Origin of the sequence: Caballeronia choica (genome assembly GCF_001544535.1) — a bacterium.
Lineage (GTDB): Bacteria > Pseudomonadota > Gammaproteobacteria > Burkholderiales > Burkholderiaceae > Caballeronia > Caballeronia choica.
Genome location: NZ_FCON02000382.1, coordinates 1 through 2,249, shown reverse-complemented (window position 1 = coordinate 2,249; position 2,249 = coordinate 1). Strand labels below are relative to the sequence as shown.

Genomic DNA, 2,249 nt, shown 5'->3' with positions numbered 1-2,249 from the left:
CTGCTCGCCCCTACCAGCGTGGACCGGGCCAGCTACATGCCGGCGGTTTTCCTGCTGTTCTTCTTTGCCTGTTGTGGGCTCGCGTGGCTACTGGTCCGCCGTCTTTATCATGGGCGCCTGCGGCGGGCGGCCCCCTGGGCATGCGGCCTTCCGTTCGTGAACGCGCGGATGCAGGACACGGCAGAAGGGTTCGGGCAGCCGATCCGCGAAATCTTCGCGCCTCTGTTCAGGATCGAACGTCGGCTGCCCTCTCCGTTCGACGAACACCCCGCGTACAGCGTCACCGTGTCGGACCGCGCGTGGGCCTTGATCTATGAGCCGCTCGGGCGGCTGGTCAGGCGCGTCGCGGCACTGGCCGGGTTGCTCCAGACAGGCCGCATTGCGGTTTATCTGATGCACAGCTTTCTTGTACTGATCATGCTGCTGATGCTGGTGAGGCGATGATCACGCTCTCTGGATTACTCTCCCAGGGTCTGGAGATCCTGCTCGCACTGGCGGCTGCGCCCTTGCTGACGGGGTGGGTCAACATGTGCCGCGCACGGTTGCAGAACCGCCGGGCGCCAAGCATCTGGCAGCCTTACCGGATGCTTCACAAGCTGTTCAACAAGGAGTCGGTCGTCGCCGACCATGCGAGCCCGATCTTCCGCGGCGCGCCCTATGTCGTCTGGGCCTGCGTGACGCTCGCCTGCGCGATCGTGCCCACGCTTTCCACCGATCTACCGCTCTCGCCAGCCGCGGACGCGATCGCTCTGGTGGGTCTTTTCGCGCTGGCACGCGTGTCGATCTCGCTGGCCGCGATGGACGTCGGCACAGCGTTCGGCACCCTCGGCGCGCGTCGCGAGATGCTGGTGGGCTTCCTGGCGGAGCCCGCCCTGCTGATGGTCCTTTTTTCGGCGTCGCTGATCACGAAGTCGACCTTGTTGACTACCATCGTCGCCACGCTCGGCCATCGCGAACTGGCAATCTATCCGAGCCTCGCATTCGCGGGGATCGCATTCACGATGGTGTCGCTCGCCGAAAACGCGCGCCTGCCCGTCGACAACCCAACCACGCACCTCGAACTGACGATGATCCACGAGGCGCTGATCCTCGAGTATTCCGGCCGGCATCTCGCGCTAATGGAATGGGCCGCGAGCCTCAAACTGTTCGCGTACTCCTGCATCGGCGTTGCCTTGTTCATTCCGTGGGGCATCGCCGAGGCCGGCAATCCTCTGGCACTGCTGCTCGCCGTACCGGCGCTCTTCGTCAAATTGCTGGTGGGGGGCGCGACGCTCGCGGTCGTCGAGACGACCAACGCGAAGATGCGCATTTTCCGCGTGCCGGAGTTTCTCGCGACCGCGTTCCTGCTGGCCGTCATCGGGATGCTCGTTCACTTTCTGCTGGGGGCGTGAATGCACGGTTTCGCGACGCAGATCATCAACTTCCTGGCCGCCATCCTGTTGCTGCTGTCGTTTGCGATGCTCAGCCAGCGCCGGATCCTGTCGCTGATTCACCTCTACACGCTGCAGGGCCTGACACTCGTGTCAGCCAATGTGATCCTCGGATACGTCACCGCCGACGTGCACCTCTATATCTCCGCCGCACTCACGCTGGTGCTCAAGGTCGGCCTGATCCCCTGGATTCTTTATAGGCTCGTGCAGCGCCTGAACGTCAAGACGGACGTGGAGTCGCTCCTCAACATTCCCGCCACGCTGCTGATAGGCATCGTGCTCGTGATCGTTGCGTTCAACGTCGCGTCACCGATTAGCCAGCTCGCCTCATCGGTCGCGCGTGGCACGCTCGGTATCGCACTCGCGTGCGTGCTGCTGTCGTTCATGATGATGATTACGCGCGCGAAGGCCATCCCTCAGGTAATCGGCTTTCTGTCGATGGAGAACGGTCTGTTCTTTGCCGCCGCCGCGGCGACGAACGGCATGCCGATGATCGTCGAACTCGGCATCGCGCTCGATGTGCTGGTGGGCATCCTGATCCTCGGCGTGTTCATGTTCCAGATTCGCGAGCAGTTCGACAGCCTGGACATTCACCACCTCGAAAAACTCAAAGATGACTGAAGCCTGGGTACTGCTGCTCGTTTTCGGAATTCCGCTTTGCGCTGGCGCCTGTCTGGCGCTCGTGGGCCAGCATCATGTCGCCGCGGAGCTCAACGTCGGCTTCAGTTTCCTGACCTTTGCCGCCGCCACGCTGCTCGCCGTGCAAACAGTGGCGCACGGGCCCGCGTTCGCGCTGGGCAAGCTGTTCTTCGTCGATCC

General features: G+C 63.1%; 2 protein-coding genes and 2 pseudogenes. All 4 read left to right on the top strand.

All coding sequences use genetic code 11. The features are described 5' to 3' along the window. A pseudogene (locus AWB68_RS44220) lies at positions 1-444 on the top strand (hydrogenase 4 subunit B); the annotation flags it as partial. After that, on the top strand, positions 441-1,391 hold the full coding sequence (locus AWB68_RS44215) for a respiratory chain complex I subunit 1 family protein (RefSeq protein WP_087650364.1): 951 nt from the start codon (positions 441-443) through the stop codon (positions 1,389-1,391). The pseudogene AWB68_RS44220 and the gene AWB68_RS44215, both read left to right, overlap by 4 nt. Continuing rightward, on the top strand, positions 1,392-2,051 hold the full coding sequence (locus AWB68_RS44210; RefSeq protein WP_087650363.1) for a formate hydrogenlyase: 660 nt from the start codon (positions 1,392-1,394) through the stop codon (positions 2,049-2,051). Further along, positions 2,044-2,249: pseudogene (locus AWB68_RS44205) on the top strand (hydrogenase 4 subunit F); the annotation flags it as partial. The gene AWB68_RS44210 and the pseudogene AWB68_RS44205, both read left to right, overlap by 8 nt.

Excerpts from the sequence above, each read along its gene's own strand:
- AWB68_RS44215 (WP_087650364.1), top strand. The coding sequence starts at position 441 with ATGATCACGCTCTCTGGATTACTCTCCCAGGGTCTGGAGATCCTGCTC.
- AWB68_RS44210 (WP_087650363.1), top strand. The coding sequence starts at position 1,392 with ATGCACGGTTTCGCGACGCAGATCATCAACTTCCTGGCCGCCATCCTG.